The sequence below is a fragment of the bacterium endosymbiont of Bathymodiolus sp. 5 South genome, assembly GCF_900128535.1.
Classification (GTDB): Bacteria; Pseudomonadota; Gammaproteobacteria; order PS1; family Pseudothioglobaceae; genus Thiodubiliella.
In genome coordinates, this window is sequence record NZ_FQTR01000013.1 from 1 (window position 1) to 16,487 (window position 16,487).

The window sequence follows — 16,487 nt, forward strand, 5'->3', positions numbered from 1 at the left end:
TTGCGGTACTGGATAAAAAGCAGTTTTGTTGATTTAGATGGTTGGAAAAATGGGTGGTTTTGGTTTGTTTGGAGTGGTTTTTAAGGGGCGACTATTTAATATTGGCGTTAATAAATCAACCATATCTTGAGAGTTTGCCCGTAACACAGGCAAGCCAATGGGCAATGGGCAATGGGCAATGGGCAAAAGAATATCACCATCAAAAAAGTCTTTGGCGACAAAGAACCAAAAGACCTAAGTCTAGAAGAATGCAAAAAAGCTGTTGCTGGGAAAATCAAAGCCAAAACTAAGCCTAAGAAGAAAACTACTAAAAAATAGGTTTATAATACAACTAATTAACTTGAAATATTAATTTCTGAAGCAACTTATGAAGTTAAACCAAGAACCCACTATTGATATTAACCAATTAAGAGACTACTCATCTCTTTTTTCAACAAAAAATGTTGCTAAATGGCTTGATGGTGATTTTTCCTTAATTAAAACAAAAATATCTCGCTATAACGAAACATGGCTAGATGAAAATAAAAGTTGTTTTGACTATTTAAGGCATGTATATAAAGTTTTAGAAGAAAATTATCAAAACGAATATATATTCAAAAATACTTTTTTAAATACAGAACTAAGCAAGCCTCCCTTAAAAGAAGATACCAAAAACCCTGATGTAAAATGGTTTAATGAATTTAAAGTAGGCAATTCAATTGCAGATTTAGCCATGTTTAATGGAAAATCCATTGCGTTTGAAATTAAGACAGAAATGGACTCATGCAAACGCCTTGAAGCTCAAATTAAAAGTTACACAAAAATATTTAATCAAGTGTACCTAATCATCCCTGAATCAAAGTTAAGCACCTATGATAGGTACGATGTAGGGATTATTACATTCAACCCCAACCAAAAAAAATTTAAACGCAGAAAACAATCGCCTACATATACAATAAACCCAGATGCAATAATGAATATATTACATACATCAGAATATAGGTCTATTGTAAGACAACATTATTATTCGTTACCTAAAAACATAAATAGTTTTAACCAATTCGAATTATGCAGCAAATTGATTAAGGACATACCTATTAAAAAATTAAACAAGTATTTTATTCACCATATAAAACAACGTAATGTCGTATCAAATGATGTGCTGATGTTTAAAAATTTTAAAGAATTTAAACAATTAGGTAATGCATTAAAAATGACAAAGACACAATACCAAACAATGGTAACACAATTAAAACTACCTATAGAATATAACTTATGACAATCAATAATATGTATTATCCAATTCTACGAGCCAGACAATTTGAATTAATTGCATTGCGTGAATTAGCAGAAAACAAAAAGACCCAAAAGTTTGTTACTCCTATTCTTGAGCCAGTAAGAACATCTTTTAATGGTCTTAATATAGCACATAAAATTTTAAAACAGCACAAACAATTTGCATACTTAATTGTCAACCCAGAAGTAGGTGAGACTGGTTATGGGGTTAGTTATTTAGAATACTTAAAAAAATTGGGTGATGATAGAGTTTATCTTCCAGCATTCCGCTATGATCCAAAAATCCAAAATAATATACAACAATATAATTTAAACAATTGTCTACTAATTTGTGACGACGACATTGACGATGAAGATACTAATTTTAAAGAACTTGCAAAGCAAGGCGAAGTGTCTAAATTTGGCATATATGGGACTAATAGAAACAGATCGTTAGTTAGATATTTAAAAAGTCTGCAAAAACCCTGTATACGGATAGATGATTTATTCAAAAAAGAACAAAGGAATAGTGATTATTTAGAAATTGATGCACATAAATTTTCAGAAGAACATCTTTATTTTAACGATGAAGGGTTTAATGGTTTTTCAGATTATACAATCATACCTAGTGAATACAACGAAACCGGTAGTATGCCTAGAGCAGTTGTTATACACCTGACTTACTTAAAAGAAAATGAACAAATATGGATACGCCACTTCACCTCTACAACTAATGATTCGCAAGCTAATGTTCAAGGTAAATTTGCAGAAGCCGCTAAAAAAGCGGTGGGTTTCTGCAAATCAGAAGGTTTAAATAACTTGGCTATTAGAGAACTAACAGATATATTTAATAAACATCACTATCCAGGGCTTGGAGTAAATAAAAAAATAGCCATAAAGAACCATATTTTAGTTGTCGCTAAGTACTTAGGTTCAAAAAGTTAATGTTGGTTTGTCCAAAGTGCTTTAATGATAAGGAATCAGAACTTATAGAATATATTAATTCTTCTGGGCAAGAACAACAGTGCGAGATATGCAGTAGCACCAATGAAAATTCTTTAGAGTTAGACGAACTGCTTGATTTTTTTGAAACATTACTAGGCAATTTCCAAGTCTCGGAAACAGGAATATTGTTGCGTGAAAAAATTCAAGAAGATTGGAATTTTTTCTCATCCCCCCAATCTGCTGATACTATCTTAAAAGAAGTTGTAAAACTCATTAAAACAGATATTAGTTTGACTGATAAAGTTGATTATGTTGATAGTATTCGAGAAAATACAACTTGTTGGAACAAATTAAAAGATGAGTTAAGGCAATCCAGAAGGTTTTTTCCAGATCCAAAAACTTTAAAGTGTCTAAAATTGGAAAACTCATTTAACTTGTCATATCAATTGGATAGCAATACAGAACTATACCGTGCCCGTGTTCACCATAAAAGTGGTTCCGAGGCTTATAAGCCAGAAGAAATGATGGCTCCAGAATCTCAGTATACAACAAGTGGACGAGCAAACCCTTCCGGCATTCCTTTTTTGTACTTAAGTGAAAATGAAAAAACAGTGGTATATGAGGTTCGTGCCTCTTATTTAGACGAATTAAGCATAGGCGTATTTAAAGCAAAAAGTGATAGAAAAATAGAAATTGTTGATTTTTCTGAACAAGACTTATTATATCAGCCCGATACAAATATTGATCAGATCATTGAATCCCAGTTATTGAGAAATGTCATTAGTGATGACTTGTCAAAACCAATGAGGCGTTATGACAGTAAGCTTGAATATATTTCAACACAGTTTATTTGTGAGTTTATTAAGTTCAATACTACAGCTGATGGTATTCGTTTCAATAGCTCTTTATATAAGAATGGAAGAAATTTAGTAATATTTAATGATGATCAAATCAACTGTCAAGCAGTCTCATTGAAAATAGTTAAAGCAGTAGATTTCAAAATAGAATAAAAACAATAAAATAAGTTTAAACCTTCATTCTCCTATTGCCAATATAGACAACAACTCTCAAAAAATAAGCGTTCTAAGTGAAAACTGAGTGCAAAGATGTTGTCTCTAATGTTCGGTAAAATAACACTTTTTAACACAAATAAGAACTATGCTACTACTAAGCGAGGTAATGATTGCACATACCGAACTAGAATCATTTGAGGATTTGGTGCCGATTATTAAAAATATTGCCAATTCAGGCAATGAACGATTTTTTCGTATGGATGTAAAACCTGATTATGGCGATACACCTGAGAATTGGGAGGACCGTTTGGAGGCGGCTTTTTACTGATGAGTTTTAAATATTTAAACAAAGACCAAGATATTTTTGATGGCGATGATGGGGAAGATGTTTATGCTAACGAAAAGCAGTTGCAAGCACGCCTAGAATATTTTGAAAGCCAACTGGCTGGACTAAGTGAAGGCGCGCCAACCGACGAAAGAATTAAAAGTCTATTAGAGATTGGTCGCATTCAAGTTGAGCGCTACAAGGGTGCAGATGCTTGGGAAAAGGCATTTACTGCCTTTAATCTTGCACAGGAAGATGAATTGTGGGAGTTGGCGGTTGAGGCATGTGATGTGATGTTTTTATCCGAAGGTCCTGATGCCTTAGTGGCACTCGGACATGCGCTGTGGTTAGGTGTGACATTTCCAATTGACCCAGAGATTACGGTAGCGATGTTGCAGCATTTGGTGGAAGAATCTCCCGAAGAGGCGGACACACGAGCAGTAGCTGCAGCTGCGGCACATTATATTACCTCAGTGCGCTGTGGCGCGGATGATGAGTTGACTTTTTTTACTTCGCAAATGTTAGCGAGCGTTGCAGACAAGCATTCGCACATAACAGACCAGTCAACTTTTGATTTATGGCGCAAAACACTGAAGTTGGATGAGCCAGAAGTGTTCTTAAAAAAACTCTCAGGCGCAGTTGACCAGTTGGTTGATGATAAATGGTGGATTGATAGAGACAAAATTAAGAAAAAATTAGACAATGAAACTTAATGCCAAAAATTAAAATTTGTGGCTTTACCCAAGCCGATAATGCACGGGAGGCCTCTCTTCTCGGTATAGACGCTGTCGGCTTAGTGTTTTATGACAAATCACCACGCCATGTTGAGGTAGAGACTGCCTTGGAGATTGTCAATGCATTGCCACCGTTTATCAATCGCGTGGGTTTGTTTGTGAATGCAGATTCCAGCTTTATTGACGAAGTGTTGTGTGAAGTGCCACTTGATACTTTGCAATTCCACGGCGATGAGGCGCCTATAGAGTGTAGACAATACTCCATGCCATTTATTAAGGCTTTGCGCGTTCATCAAGACACCGACCTTGTCAAAATGGCGGATGATTATCACCTGTCTTGTGGCTTGTTGTTAGATGCTTTTAATAAAAACACCTATGGTGGCACGGGTGAGGCATTTGATTGGAGCCTGGCAAAAGTAGCCCTTGACCTACCGATTATCTTGGCAGGTGGTTTAAATTCAGATACCGTTGCTGAGGCTGTTCAACAAATTAATCCTTATGCGTTAGATGTCTCCAGCGGCGTGGAAAGTGCAAAAGGCGTCAAAGATATTGACAAAATAAAACAATTTATTGCCAATACCAAATAATTATCTTATTTCACTTTATGGCAAAAAAGTAAAATATGGGTTTTCTTATTTCACTTTATGGCAAAAAAGTAAAATATGGGTTTTCTTATTTCACTTTATGGTAAAAAAGTAAAATATAAAACTTATTAGGAATGTGTCATGAAAATATCTCAATTTCAAGCGGGTAAATTTCAGTCTATTCATGCTTATGATTATCAATACTTTTTACCTGAGCCTATTGACCATAGTTTTGAGATTGATAGTGGTGATTTACAAGTTCAGTTAGAAAAATCAACAAGACTACTAGGTGAGCTCAACGCAATGGCAAGAATGGTGCCAGATATTGACTTATTTATCATGAGTTTTATTAATAACGAAGCGACACTGTCAAGCAAAATTGAAGGCACACAAACAGAATTAGACGATGTATTTAAAGCAGAAAATGATATCAATGTAGAACAAAAAGATGATTGGCTTGAAGTTCGGTTATATATAGATACACTAAATGAGTCAATTAAAAAGTTAGATAAGTTGCCTATTAGTATGCGTTTAATTAAACAAATGCATAAAACTTTATTGTCTTCTGGTCGTGGCAAAAACAAAAGTCCGGGTGAGTTTCGTACTTCACAAAATTGGATAGGTGGCACAAGCATTAACAATGCCGACTTTATTCCACCCCACCAACATTTTCTGTATGAACTAATGTCGGACTTAGAACAATTTTTACATACACGAAACTCTGTACCTGACATTATTAAAATTGCTATTATTCATTACCAATTTGAGACTATCCACCCTTTTTTGGATGGCAATGGTAGAATTGGCAGAATCTTAATACCGCTTTATCTTGTTAGCAAAGGCTTACTATCAAAACCTTTATTTTATATGTCTGCATTTTTTGAAGCCAATAAAGACGATTATTATAAAAAACTAATGAATGCCAGACTAAAAAATGATTTTTCTGATTGGATTATGTTTTTTTTAAGGGGTGTAGAACAAACTGCCAAGCATGGTATTGAGACTTTAATGGCAATTTTAGATATGAAAAACAATCTAACTAAAAAAATACACGATGAATCAGGCAATCGGTCTAGCAACAACTTAAGACTGTTTGACGAGTTGTTTAAAACGCCCTTTATTCAAGTAAACCAAGTAAAAGAAAAGTTATGTGTATCACCAACAACAGCTAAATACATTGTTGATGACCTTGTTGAAATTGGAGTTTTAAAAGAATTAACTAACAATAAACGCAATAGGTTGTTTGCTTTCCAACCATATCTATCTCTATTAAACAAACCGTTCCCAATACAAAATGATGACAAAAAAATATAATTTACCCGATGACAAGGGTCGTTATGAACAATATGGCGGTGTGTCGTTTACCGATGTCATTAAACAAATTAATCTTTATGCAGTGGATGCCTCCAAATAGTGTGGAAAGTGCAAAAGGTATAAAAGATATTGATAAAATTAAGCGATTTCTGTTAGACTATTATTTTTTAAATTAAGGAGGCAAACAAATGAATGATCTTGCAATATTTGCGATAACTCTAATTGGTGTTGGTGCACTACTTATCGCAAAAACAATTACGATTGTTTCACAAAGTGATGTTTATGTGATAGAAAGGCTGGGAAAATTTAGCCGTGAACTTAGCGCAGGTCTGCATATAATTATTCCGTTTTTAGACTCAATACGCAAAAAAATTAGCATTCAAGAGCGTATTATTGATATTCCAAGTCAGTCAGTTATTACCAAAGACAATGTTAATATCACTGTTGATGGTTTGGTTTTTTGCAAGGTGCAAAGCGCAAAAGAATCCGTTTATAATGTGGTTAGCTTCCAAAAAGCAATAGCATCTCTATCAATGACGACTATTCGAAGCGAAATTGGCTCAATGTTGCTTGATGAAACGCTAAGCAATAGGGAGAGGTTAAACGCTAAATTACAATCGGAGTTAGCGGATGCTGCTAGTAATTGGGGGCTGTTAGTCACTCGAGTTGAGATTAGCGATATATCTGTACCACAGGATATTGAACAAGCGATGAATCTGCAAATGAAAGCTGAGCGTGAAAAACGCTCAATAGAATTAAACGCAATGGCAGAGAAAGAGGCTGTTATTCGTAAGGCGGAGGCTATTAGACAAGGTGAGTTCTTGAAAGCAGAGGCTATTGAAAGAATGGCAGATGCAAAAAAATATGAACAAGAAAAAGTTGCCGAAGGGCAAAAAAAGGCAATCACTATCATTAACGAAGCGATTGCCAAAAACCAAGACTCGGCTGAATTTTTACTTGCAAAAGATAGAATTAAAGCATTTGGTTTGTTGGCATCTAGCAACTCAAAAGACAAAATTATAGTACCGTATGAAGCTACGGAACTCATTGGCAGTTTAAGTATTTTAAAAGACCTCTTAAAAAAGGACAATGGATAGTTTGTCGGTAACCCTGCTATTTTCACTGGGTATTTTCTTTACCTTTTTAGAGGTTATTCTTTATTCATTTTTTATTATTTGGTTTGGCATTGCTTTTCTTGTTGTTGCCATTATTGAGTTTTTTTTCCCTTTACCTTCAATCTGGGTACAACTTTCTTTGGTTGTTGTCATTGCTGTTGTTTTATTTCTAGCTTTTTACAAGCCGTTAAAAAGTTTTGTCAATAAAAGTCAAAATTTTTCAAATGATTTTATTAAACAACACGGAAAAGGCATTATAAAAAATAATATGTTGAACTATCAGGGTAGTTATTTTAAAGTTGTTGACTGTGATATTTCTGCCTTAGATGGGACTGAAGTGGAAGTCATAAAAATAGATAAAAACAACGCATGGATAAAAAATGAATAACTACAATTTGCCAGATGACAAAGGGCATTTTGAACAATATGGTGGTGTTTTTATTGCAGAAACTTTAATGACAGCAGTCACTGAACTCAAAGAAGCTTATGAAAAGTACAAGACTGATGCTAGCTTTTTGGCTGAATTTGAAGATGACTTAAAACATTATGTTGGTCGCACCACACCCCTGTATCACGCACAAAATCTCAGCGAAAAATTAGGTGGTGCGCAGATTTATCTCAAGCGTGAAGACCTTAATCACACTGGTGCACACAAGATTAATAACGCCATTGGTCAGGCGCTTTTAGCAAAACGCATGGGTAAAACCCGCATCATTGCCGAGACAGGTGCTGGTCAGCATGGCGTGGCAACGGCAACAGTTGCGGCTCGCTTAGGTTTAGAATGTGTGGTTTATATGGGTGCAGTGGATGTGGCTCGTCAAGCACTAAATGTATACCGCATGAAACTTTTGGGTGCGACGGTTGTTCCCGTTACTTCGGGCTCAAAAACATTAAAAGATTCACTTAATGAGGCAATGCGTGATTGGGTAACTAATATTGATAACACCTTTTATATTATTGGCACGGTCGCAGGCCCACACCCTTACCCGATGATGGTGCGTGATTTCCAAAGCGTGATTGGCAAAGAAGCAAAAACGCAATTTGCCGAGCAAGTTGGTGGTTTACCTGATGCACTTATTGCTTGTGTCGGTGGTGGCTCAAATGCAATTGGTTTATTCCATGCATTTATTGATGATAAGTCGGTTGATATTTATGGCGTTGAGGCAGCGGGGCACGGCATAGAAAAAGGACCAACTGCACATGCTGCGCCGCTTTGTGCAGGTAGTGTTGGCGTATTGCACGGCAATCGCACCTACTTAATGGAAGATGAAAATGGTCAAATCATTGAAGGGCATTCAATCTCAGCAGGTCTGGATTATCCTGGTGTTGGGCCAGAACACGCTTACCTAAAAGACTCGGGTCGTGCACAATATGTGGCAATTACTGACAAAGAAGCACTTGATGCTTTCCATATGCTTACCAAAGTTGAGGGTATTTTGCCGGCATTGGAATCTTCCCATGCTGTAGCTTATGGCATAAAACTTGCACAAGAAATGAGCAAAAATAAAAATATAATTATCAATCTTTCAGGTCGTGGCGATAAAGATATACACACTGTCGCTGAAATCGAAGGCATTGAATTTTAATTTAAAATAAGAGTAAATATTTACCCTTATTTTTAGTTCATTAATAAATAGAATTAAGTATTTAACCTTAGTTTAATTTTATGTATAATTAGAGTTAAATTATTACTCTTAATTATGCTAAAAACAATCTCAAAAAAAGAAATAGAAAAACGCTTATTCTTTGACAATCCTTGGTGGAAAAACAATGGGTATATCGATAAATGCTATCAAGATTTTCCTAAGCGTGCTTATTTTTCCTCATTTTATAAGTTAGTGCAACAAGACATTAATCGAGCTATTGTATTAATGGGTCCAAGGCGAGTGGGTAAAACTGTGATGGCATTTCAAGCAATAGATGCCTTATTAACAGAGGGCATTAGCCCATATAATGTTTTATATATTTCTTTGGAAACGCCACTATACACTGGTATGGCGCTAGAAAAAATAGTCAATATGTTTCAAGACATACACCAGCACAGTCGTCAAGAGAAACTGTTTATCATTTTTGATGAAATTCAATATTTACCAAAATGGGAAATTCATCTAAAATCTTTGGTGGATTCTTATTCTACTTATCAATTTATTGCCACTGGTTCTGCAGCGGCAGCATTGAAACTTAAAAGCAAAGAATCGGGTGCAGGGCGATTTACAGATTTTTTATTGCCACCTTTGACTTTCTCAGAATATTTGGCTTTTATTAAAAAAGAAGATACGCTCATTACTACAGATGGAGAAATCTTTAGTGTTATAGATATTGAAGCATTAAACGCTGAATTTATAAATTATCTAAATTATGGTGGCTACCCAGAGGCTGTGCTCTCTATTACCGCACAAAAAGACAGTGCCAGATATATTAAAAGCGATATTATTGATAAAGTCTTACTCCGAGATTTGCCCAGTATTTACGGCATTGCCGATGTGCAAGAATTAAACGCCCTTTTTACAACAATCGCTTATAACACTGGCAACGAAATAAGCCTAGAGTCACTTTCACAATCATCAGGCGTTTCCAAAAGCACCATTAAAAAGTATTTAACTTATTTAGAGGCGGCATTTTTAATCAAAACAGTTCACCGTGTTGATATCAACGCAAAAACATTTAAACGCGCCACTAGATTTAAAGTGTATTTAACCAATCCATCAATGCGAGCAGCCTTGTTTGGCACAATCGAAGAAGGTGATGAGGCAATGGGATCACTAGTAGAGACTGCAATATTTAGCCAATGGCTTCATATTGATAATAGGCTACATTACGCACGATGGAGCGATGGAGAAGTTGATATTGTCAACACATTAAACAACGAGTGCGTGGAGATTAAATGGTCTGATTTGGTTGTAAAAGATGCTAGAAAACTAAAGAGTTTTATTCAATATATCAAACAAAATAAAATTTTAAACAACACGGTAACAACCAAAACAATCTCTCAAGAGCGTATTATCAACGATACACTCATTGAGTTTTTACCGAGTGCTTTATATGCTTACAAACTGGGTAAAAATATTCTTAAGCACTGATAAATTTTAATGGGATTTTTTCCTTAGCCACCATAACAACAGCAATAATTGCAACAATAACAATGGAATGGTTGACAGTAGCACAACTTCCCAGCCAAAATTAAACACAAACCAACCTGCGGACAATGAGGCGATGGCTTGCGTGACAAAAATCAGAAAATCGTTGATGGATTGCACTTTAAATTTTTCAGCATCATTATAAGCGCGTGTCAATAAACTGGTGGTGCCGATAAATAAAAAATTCCAACCAAGTCCCAATAAAATCAGTGCCACCCAATAATGACTTAAACTGTGGTTATAACCAATAACGATACAGACTAAATATAGCACAATGCCGACAATCATCATTTTACTCAGTCCAAATAATTTAACAATCATTGGGATAAATAAAGAAGGCAGAAACATAGCAATCACATGGGATTGAATGACAAATTTAGTTTGCATCAAAGAAAAACCGTCAATAATATGCATACTCATTGGGGTGGCAGTCATAATATAACTCATAATGACATAGCCCACCAAGGCACTAGACATGGCAACGATAAACACAGATTGTTTGGTAATTATTTTTAAACTTCTGCCCGATGACTTTCGCTTGTTTTCAGGAATGTGCTGTGATTGATAAAACCACAACAACAAGAATGCCAATACAAAACAACCGCTGAGCAACACAAACGAACCAACAAAAGGCGTATTAAACCAGTCTTTTCCCAATGTTGCCAGCTCTGGTCCTAGAAAAGCAGAAACCAAACCACCAGTCAGCACTGCCGAGGTTGCTGTTGCACTGAGGTTTTTATTCACACTTTCAATGGCGGCAAATCTAAATTGGTACATAGTTGCCATAGTAATACCAAATAAGAAAGTGGACAAGCAAAATAAATAAAAGGACTGCGCTTGCAAAGCGATAATAGCAAGCACAATGATGACAATTGTATACACACAAACCCCTAAAAAAGTGCGCTTCCTGCCGATTTTAGACATCACATAAACAACAGGAAAAATACTACTAGCCGTACCTATCACCAGCATTGCCACTGGCAGAGTAGACAAGCCGTCATAAGGCGACAAAGATTGCCCGATAATGCCGCCAATAAAAACGATAAAAATACTTAGTGACATAAACAACGATAAGCTGATTGTCAACAACCAAACATTACGAGGCAGTGCGTACATTTATGTTTTAACAGGTTTGTGCCAGTTTTTGAGTACAGCCTGCTTAGCGCGACTTAGGCTGAGTTGACCATCTGGCACATCTTTAGTGATAGTTGAGCCTGCACCGATGGTGGCATTTTTACCGATCGTTACTGGTGCAATAAGTTGCGTATCTGATCCGATAAAAGCACCATCGCCAATCTGCGTTTGGTGTTTATTAACCCCGTCATAATTACAAGTAATCACACCTGCACCTATATTAACCCCTGCACCCATCACGGTATCGCCCACATAACTTAGGTGAGAGATTTTTGAATCCTTGCCGATGGTGGATTTTTTTACCTCAACAAAGTTGCCAATCTTGGCGCTTTCACCAATATTAGTGTCAGGGCGAATGCGTGCAAATGGCCCGATAGATGCCCCATTGCCAATAACGGCATCTTCAATAACTGAATTAGGAAAGATAACTACATTATTGCCAATTTTAGCGTTTTTTATTATACAATTCGGTGCAATTGTCGTATTATTCCCAAGCGAAACATCGCCCTCAATCACCACATTAACATCAACTTCACAATCGTGCCCAAAATTAAGCGTTCCTCGGCAATCAAAACGCGCAGGGTCTTTTAGCATTAAGCCCTGTTGCATAAATTGATGTGCTTGATTTTGCTGCAAGACTCTTTCTAATTCTGCCAATTGCACTTTATCATTCACACCCGCCACCTCACTGTCATTTTCTGCAATGACCGAGGCAATTGTTTTGCCATCTTTCACCGCCATTGCAATAATATCGGTCAAATAAAGCTCGCCTTGTGCATTGTTTGCATCTAAATTGCCCAGATAAGTTTTCAATAAACCACTGTCAAGCGCCATAATGCCTGTATTTACTTCACAAATCGTAAGTTGCTCAGCATTCGCATCTTTTTGCTCAACAATCGCCTGAATTTGATTATCCTTACGCATAATACGCCCATAACCTGTTGGATTATCAAGCATCACCGAAAGGAGTGCCACACCACTTTTTTGTGCTTGAACGATTAGGTTTTCTAAAGTTGATTGGCGGATAAGTGGCACATCACCATACAACACCAAAGAAATTGAATCGTCATTGATATACGGCATAACCTGCTGAACTGCATGACCCGTGCCCAGTTGTTCGCTCTGCTCTACCCAGCTGATTGAATCATCATCAAAGGCTTGACGCACTTGCTCAGCGCCAAAACCAACCACGACGAACACTTGTGAGCAAAGTGCCTGTGCCTGCATCAGTACATGCTCAAGTAAAGTCTTGTCTGATAGGACTTGTAAGACCTTTGGTTTGGTAGAATTCATGCGCGTGCCTTTGCCGGCAGCAAGAATGATGGTGTTAATGTTATTCATAATTGTATTTTACTCAACAATGGTATATAATGCTCTCCCTTTAGAGATTTAGATAAATAACAACATGAAAACAGACATCCACCCTAATTATGACACTGTAAAAGTAGTATGTTCATGCGGCAACACTTTTGAGTCACGCTCAACGATTGGCAAAGAAGAATTGCACTTAGATGTGTGCTCAAGCTGCCACCCTTTCTACACAGGTAAGCAAAAAATTATGGATAGCGCAGGTCGCGTTGAGAAGTTTAAATCTCGTTATGGCTCGTTTAAGCGCTAAACAAAGCCACTCACCTGATTAAAAAGCCACAGTTTGTGGCTTTTTTTATGCCCGACTACCTAGCAAAATCGCTATAATTACCCATTCACAATTTACTGACTTAAGACTATGTCATTTGACTACATTAACGCCCTATTAAAAAAGCCCACAACCCGCACGCCAATTTGGGTAATGCGTCAAGCAGGGCGCTACTTACCAGAGTATCGTGCCACCCGCAAAAAGGCGGGGGATTTTATGAGTTTGTGCAAAAATCCACAGCTGGCTTGTGAAGTTACCCTGCAGCCCATTGATAGATTTGATTTAGATGCGGCCATTTTATTCTCTGATATTTTGACCATTCCTGATGCCATGGGACTAGGCTTGTATTTTTCGGAAGGCGAAGGTCCGAAATTTAAAAACCCGATTCAAAATTTGCAAACTATTGAGCAATTACCAACCGACCTCAATAACGATTTAACTTATGTTTTTGATGGTGTTTCAACCATTAAAAAAGCCCTCAACAACCGTGTGCCCTTGATTGGTTTTAGTGGCAGCCCATGGACGCTAGCAACCTATATGATTGAAGGCGGCAGCAGCAAAACCTTTGCCAACACCAAAAAGATGCTGTTTAATGAACCAAAAGCCCTACATTTACTGTTAGACAAATTAACCCATAGCGTCATTGCCTATCTTAACCAACAAATTTTATCAGGTGCTGATAGCGTGATGATTTTTGACACTTGGGGCGGTGTGCTATCTAAGCAAAATTACCTGGATTTTTCACTGGACACTATGGCAAAAATTGTAAAGGGTGTCAAAGCCAAGCATCCCAATATCCCCATCACATTGTTTAGCAAAAACGGTGGCAAATACCTCACTTATATTGCCGATACGCTCTGTGATGGTATTGGCATCGACTGGACAGTGGAGTTGGGTGATGTGCAAAACCAAATTGGCGATAGGGTTGCCATTCAGGGTAACCTTGACCCCGCTGTTTTATACGCATCGCCCGAGGTAATTGAAAAAGAGGTACAAAAAGTAATGCGTCAATTTAAGGGCGATACAGGTCATATTTTTAATTTAGGGCACGGTATCACCCCAGATGTTGACCCTGAAAATATGGCGGTTTTAGTGGAAGCGGTACATAATTTTAGATCCAACCAATAGGAGAAAATATGAAAAATCTAATCAACACTGCAATTGTCAGCCTAGCACTGCTTATTAGCAATTACGCCTTGGCAAATTTTCAAGATGGATTAGACGCTTATAACAAACAAGACTATACTGCCGCATTTAAAGAGTGGCAACCCTTAGCCAAACAAGGAAATGCAGATGCGCAAAATAATCTTGGAGCGATGTATGCCAATGGCAAAGGGACATCAAAAGACGCTAAGCAAGCCGTGTATTGGTATCAAAAAGCAGCTGCGCAAGAAAATACAGGCGCACAATATAATCTTGGGGTTATGTACACTAACGGTAAAGGGGTGTCAAAAGACGCTAAGCAAGCCGTATATTGGTATAAAAAGGCAGCTGAGCAAGGGTATGCAGGTGCACAATACAATCTTGGGGTTATGTATGCCAACGGCGAAGGGGCGTTACAAGATCTGTCCAAAGCCAAATACTGGATTAAAAAGGCTTACGAAGGTGGCAATGCAAGGGCTAAAGAAGCGTTGGGTGCTTTTGAGCTGTGAAAGCCTTAAACAACTAAAAACAAAAAAATGAGCAGCCTAGCCAAAATATTTAATGTCTTAAAAAAACAAGGGCAAAAAGTAAGGCGTCAATTTAAGGATGATACAAACCCTATTTTTAATTTAGGGCACCACATCGCCCCAGATGTTAACCCTGCAAATATAGCTGTTTTAGTGGAAGCGCTACATAATTTTAGATCCAGCCAATAGGAGAAAACATGAAAAATCTAATTAACATTGCAATTGTCAGCCTAACACTGCTTATTAGCAATTACGCCTTGGCGGATTTTCAAGATGGGCTCAATGCTTATGACAAACAAGACTACGATGCTGCATTTGAAGAATGGCAACCCTTAGCCAAACAAGGAAATGCAGATGCGCAAAATAATCTTGGGACTATGTATGCTAATGGCAAAGGGGTGTTAAAAGACGCTAAGCAAGCTGCGTCTTGGTATCAAAAAGCAGCTGAGCAAGAAAATGCAGGTGCACAATATAATCTTGGGAATATGTATGATTTTGGCAAAGGGGTGTTAAAAGACGCTAAGCAAGCTGCGTCTTGGTATCAAAAAGCAGCTGAGCAAGGATATGCAAAAGCACAATCCAATCTTGGGGCTATGTATGATTTTGGCAAAGGGGTGTTAAAAGACGATAAGCAATCCGCGTATTGGTATCAAAAAGCAGCTGATCAGGGGGATGCAAAAGCACAATTTAATCTTGGGGTTAAGTATACTTTTGGCAAAGGCGTGTTAAAAGATTATAAACAAGCTGTGTATTGGTATCAAAAAGCAGCCGATCAGGGGGATGCAAAAGCACAATCTAATCTTGGGACTATGTATGCTTTTGGCAAAGGCGTGTTAAAAGATTATAAACAAGCCGTGTATTGGTATCAAAAAGCAGCTGATCAGGGGTATGCAAAAGCACAATCCAATCTTGGGATTGCGTATGCTTTTGGTAAAGGCGTGTTAAAAGATGATAAGCAAGCCGTATATTGGTATCAAAAAGCAGCTGATCAGGGGCAGGCACAAACACAATTTAATCTTGGGGTTAAGTATGCTTTTGGCAAAGGCGTGTTAAAAGATGATAAACAAGCCGTGTATTGGTATCAAAAAGCAGCCGATCAGGGGTATGCAGAAGCTCAGTCTATTCTTGGGGTTATGTATGCGAATGGCAAAGGGGTGTTAAAAGATGATAAGCAAGCTGTGTATTGGTATCAAAAAGCAGCTGATCAAGGACTTGCAGAGGCGCAATACAATCTTGGGTTTATGTATGTCAATGGCAAAGGCGTATTAAAAGATTATAAGCAAGCTGTGTATTGGTGTCAAAAATCAGCTGATCAGGGATATGCAAAAGCACAATCCAATCTTGGGATTGCGTATACTATTGGCAAAGGCGTGTTAAAAGATTATAAGCAAGCCGTGTATTGGTATCAAAAAGCAGCTGATCAGGGGTATGCAGAAGCTCAGTCTATTCTTGGGGTTATGTATGCTAATGGCAAAGGCGTGTTAAAAGATCTGTCTAAAGCAAAATACTGGATTAAAAAGGCTTACGAAGGTGGCGACTCAAAGGCTAAAAAAACATGGAATACCTTTGAGTTATGGAAGCATTAAACAACTAAAAAACAAAAAAATGAGCAGACCAGCCAAAATA

At 37.3% G+C, this 16,487-nt stretch carries 19 protein-coding genes; 17 read left to right on the forward strand and 2 right to left on the reverse strand.

Features of this window, described 5'->3' with window-relative positions; genetic code table 11:
- The first annotated feature begins 171 nt into the window (after positions 1 to 171).
- The 12 genes from BBROOKSOX_RS02540 (at position 172) to BBROOKSOX_RS02595 (ending at position 10,364) form a co-directional block, all read left to right on the forward strand.
- Positions 172 to 318, forward strand: a complete 147-nt coding sequence (locus tag BBROOKSOX_RS02540; RefSeq protein WP_180323818.1) for a hypothetical protein — start codon at positions 172 to 174, stop codon at positions 316 to 318.
- Between the two features lie 49 nt (positions 319 to 367).
- The gene (locus BBROOKSOX_RS02545; RefSeq protein ID WP_139659614.1) at positions 368 to 1,258 is read left to right on the forward strand and encodes a sce7726 family protein; all 891 of its coding nucleotides are present in this window, start codon (positions 368 to 370) and stop codon (positions 1,256 to 1,258) included.
- Positions 1,255 to 2,199, forward strand: coding sequence for a sce7725 family protein (locus BBROOKSOX_RS02550; protein ID WP_257607735.1), 945 nt, complete (start codon positions 1,255 to 1,257; stop codon positions 2,197 to 2,199). The genes BBROOKSOX_RS02545 and BBROOKSOX_RS02550 overlap by 4 nt, the downstream gene beginning before the upstream one ends.
- Complete coding sequence (locus tag BBROOKSOX_RS02555; RefSeq protein ID WP_139659615.1) at positions 2,199 to 3,209, forward strand: RES family NAD+ phosphorylase; 1,011 nt, start codon at positions 2,199 to 2,201, stop codon at positions 3,207 to 3,209. Before BBROOKSOX_RS02550 ends, BBROOKSOX_RS02555 begins: the two co-directional genes overlap by 1 nt.
- Before the next feature lie 148 nt (positions 3,210 to 3,357).
- Entirely contained in the window at positions 3,358 to 3,540 is a 183-nt protein-coding gene (locus BBROOKSOX_RS02560) for a sulfur relay protein DsrC (protein WP_139659616.1), read from the forward strand.
- The gene (locus tag BBROOKSOX_RS02565; RefSeq protein ID WP_139659617.1) at positions 3,540 to 4,250 is read left to right on the forward strand and encodes a hypothetical protein; all 711 of its coding nucleotides are present in this window, start codon (positions 3,540 to 3,542) and stop codon (positions 4,248 to 4,250) included. Before BBROOKSOX_RS02560 ends, BBROOKSOX_RS02565 begins: the two co-directional genes overlap by 1 nt.
- Positions 4,250 to 4,858 carry a phosphoribosylanthranilate isomerase gene (locus BBROOKSOX_RS02570; RefSeq protein WP_139659618.1) on the forward strand — a complete coding sequence of 203 codons (609 nt, stop codon included), beginning with the start codon at positions 4,250 to 4,252 and terminating at the stop codon, positions 4,856 to 4,858. The genes BBROOKSOX_RS02565 and BBROOKSOX_RS02570 overlap by 1 nt, the downstream gene beginning before the upstream one ends.
- 138 nt (positions 4,859 to 4,996) lie before the next feature.
- The gene (locus tag BBROOKSOX_RS02575; protein WP_139659619.1) at positions 4,997 to 6,169 is read left to right on the forward strand and encodes a Fic family protein; all 1,173 of its coding nucleotides are present in this window, start codon (positions 4,997 to 4,999) and stop codon (positions 6,167 to 6,169) included.
- Positions 6,170 to 6,357: 188 nt separating this feature from the next.
- Complete coding sequence (locus tag BBROOKSOX_RS02580) at positions 6,358 to 7,266, forward strand: SPFH domain-containing protein (protein WP_139659620.1); 909 nt, start codon at positions 6,358 to 6,360, stop codon at positions 7,264 to 7,266.
- Complete coding sequence (locus BBROOKSOX_RS02585; RefSeq protein WP_139659621.1) at positions 7,259 to 7,672, forward strand: NfeD family protein; 414 nt, start codon at positions 7,259 to 7,261, stop codon at positions 7,670 to 7,672. Before BBROOKSOX_RS02580 ends, BBROOKSOX_RS02585 begins: the two co-directional genes overlap by 8 nt.
- Positions 7,665 to 8,870: a tryptophan synthase subunit beta gene (gene trpB, locus BBROOKSOX_RS02590; protein WP_139659622.1), complete on the forward strand. Its 1,206-nt coding sequence runs from the start codon at positions 7,665 to 7,667 to the stop codon at positions 8,868 to 8,870. Before BBROOKSOX_RS02585 ends, trpB begins: the two co-directional genes overlap by 8 nt.
- 114 nt (positions 8,871 to 8,984) lie before the next feature.
- Entirely contained in the window at positions 8,985 to 10,364 is a 1,380-nt protein-coding gene (locus tag BBROOKSOX_RS02595) for an ATP-binding protein (RefSeq protein ID WP_139659623.1), read from the forward strand.
- A 6-nt stretch (positions 10,365 to 10,370) separates the two neighbouring features.
- Here BBROOKSOX_RS02595 and BBROOKSOX_RS02600 read toward each other — a convergent pair whose 3' ends face one another.
- Together BBROOKSOX_RS02600 and glmU are read right to left on the reverse strand one after the other, a co-directional pair.
- Positions 10,371 to 11,537, reverse strand: a complete 1,167-nt coding sequence (locus BBROOKSOX_RS02600) for an MFS transporter (RefSeq protein WP_139659624.1) — start codon at positions 11,535 to 11,537, stop codon at positions 10,371 to 10,373.
- Positions 11,538 to 12,896: a bifunctional UDP-N-acetylglucosamine diphosphorylase/glucosamine-1-phosphate N-acetyltransferase GlmU gene (glmU, locus tag BBROOKSOX_RS02605; protein WP_180323819.1), complete on the reverse strand. Its 1,359-nt coding sequence runs from the start codon at positions 12,894 to 12,896 to the stop codon at positions 11,538 to 11,540.
- 64 nt (positions 12,897 to 12,960) lie between these two features.
- Between glmU and rpmE the strand changes: the two genes are divergently transcribed.
- The 5 genes from rpmE (at position 12,961) to BBROOKSOX_RS02630 (ending at position 16,447) form a co-directional block, all read left to right on the forward strand.
- The gene (gene rpmE / locus BBROOKSOX_RS02610) at positions 12,961 to 13,173 is read left to right on the forward strand and encodes a 50S ribosomal protein L31 (protein ID WP_139659625.1); all 213 of its coding nucleotides are present in this window, start codon (positions 12,961 to 12,963) and stop codon (positions 13,171 to 13,173) included.
- Between the two features lie 108 nt (positions 13,174 to 13,281).
- Positions 13,282 to 14,319, forward strand: a complete 1,038-nt coding sequence (gene hemE / locus BBROOKSOX_RS02615) for a uroporphyrinogen decarboxylase (protein ID WP_139659626.1) — start codon at positions 13,282 to 13,284, stop codon at positions 14,317 to 14,319.
- 8 nt (positions 14,320 to 14,327) lie between these two features.
- Complete coding sequence (locus BBROOKSOX_RS02620; RefSeq protein ID WP_139659627.1) at positions 14,328 to 14,843, forward strand: tetratricopeptide repeat protein; 516 nt, start codon at positions 14,328 to 14,330, stop codon at positions 14,841 to 14,843.
- Between the two features lie 27 nt (positions 14,844 to 14,870).
- On the forward strand, positions 14,871 to 15,050 hold the full coding sequence (locus tag BBROOKSOX_RS02625; protein WP_139659628.1) for a uroporphyrinogen decarboxylase family protein: 180 nt from the start codon (positions 14,871 to 14,873) through the stop codon (positions 15,048 to 15,050).
- A gap of 8 nt (positions 15,051 to 15,058) precedes the next feature.
- Positions 15,059 to 16,447 (forward strand): SEL1-like repeat protein, encoded by a 1,389-nt coding sequence (locus tag BBROOKSOX_RS02630; RefSeq protein ID WP_139659629.1) that lies wholly within the window; start codon positions 15,059 to 15,061, stop codon positions 16,445 to 16,447.
- Positions 16,448 to 16,487 lie beyond the last annotated feature (40 nt).